We start from the raw sequence: 1,624 nt of genomic DNA, 5'->3' as shown, positions 1-1,624 counted from the left end.
AACTACTACACCTTCATGGCCAGCGATACCGATTCCGAGCTGGCGCGAAGGGGCAAAAACAAGGAGGGCCGCTACTGGCTTCGCCAAGTCGGCCTGGCCCTGCTGGTGGCCAGGGACAACGGGTTGCCTTTCTTTTACCGGGAATACGAAGGCAACTGCCATGACTCAAAGGTGTTCCAATGTGTCATGGAAGATATGCTCGAAGCCATGCGCAAGTATGGCCGGGAGCAAGTCACGGTCATCGTGGACAAGGGCATGAATTCGGGCTCTTCGACGTTTGATGTGGAAATGCCCTTCATTGACTGCAACTTGGTCAGCAAGGTACTTTGATGCCTCTATCAGGAGGTAACCACTTGTGAATGCTAATGATCTACTCACCCTTGGCCTCGGACTCACTGAACCCTGGCAAGTCGTCAGCCAGGAACTCGACCTGCACAAGCAACCCAGTGAACTGCGCCTGGAGGTCGATGCCGGTCGTGGAGCCCTCTATCCCTGCCCGGTCTGCGCCAAGCTCTGCAAAGCTCATGATTTCAAGGAGTTCACTTGGAGACATTTGAACTTTTTCCAACACCACTGCCAGATCACAGCCAGGGTCCCGCGCATCACGTGTCCTGAACACGGCGTCTGCCGAGTCGAAGTTCCCTGGGCTCGTCCCGGCAGCGGCTTCACCCTGCTTTTCGAGCAGGTCGTCATGCTTCTGGCCCGGGAAATGCCCATCAGTGCGGTCGCGAGCCACGTCGGCGTCACCGACAAGCGCATCTGGCGCGTCGTGGAGTATTACGTGTTCAAGGCCATGGGTCAGGTCGACCTGAGCAAACTGTGCGGCATCGGCCTCGACGAGACTGCCACCAAGCGGGGCCATCACTACGTCACCATCTTCGTGGACATGGACCGGGTCACGCGTCCCGTCATCTTCGCCACACCAGGCAAAGGCAAACAATGCCTGAAAGAATTTGCCAACCATCTCAAGGAACACGGCGGGAGATCCGAGAACGTGATTGAGGTGGTCTGCGATATGTCGCCGGCCTTTCTCTCTGCGGCCGAAGAGACATTTCCATGCGCCTCTGTCACGGTGGATTGGTTCCATGTTGTCCAGATATTCACCAAAGCCATAGACCAGGTGCGGAGGCTCGAGTACAAGGAAGTAGCGCTTCCCAAGGGCGCGCGTTGGGCCACGCTCAAGGCGCTGGAAACGCACCGCACGCAAAAGCAGGAAGCAGCACTCAACGAGATGCAGGAAAGGGGTTTGGCCACAGCCACGGCCTTTCGGGTCAGAGAGCTGTTACGCTGGGTCCGTGAGGCGGACAGCCGCTCGGCGGCAAGGTGGAGAGCATCCCGGTTTTTCAATTTCGCCAAGGAACTCGTCGATGATTCGCGGCTATTGGAGCCTGTACGCAAGGCATTGGAGACCTTTGAAGTCCATCTGGACCGAATCCTGCGGCGATGGGAATCGCTTCTGACCAACGCCCGACTGGAAAGCCTCAACAGCCTCTTCCAGGCAGCCCGAACACGTGCCAGGGGGTATCGGAATGTGACGACGTTCATCACCGTGATCTACCTGATTGGTGCACCCATCGCAGAGCTACTAGGCCCGTGAAAATTCCACATCAAACGTCGAAGAGCC

1 protein-coding gene is annotated in these 1,624 nt (G+C 57.3%); it reads left to right on the top strand.

Annotated features, from left to right (window positions below):
- Positions 1-355 precede the first annotated feature (355 nt).
- Positions 356-1,597: an ISL3 family transposase gene (locus EOM25_14755; protein NCC26437.1), complete on the top strand. Its 1,242-nt coding sequence runs from the start codon at positions 356-358 to the stop codon at positions 1,595-1,597.
- Positions 1,598-1,624: the final 27 nt, after the last annotated feature.

Source organism: Deltaproteobacteria bacterium (assembly GCA_009929795.1).
GTDB lineage: Bacteria > Desulfobacterota > Desulfovibrionia > Desulfovibrionales > Desulfomicrobiaceae > RZZR01.
This window is presented reverse-complemented; position numbering and strand designations above follow the sequence as displayed.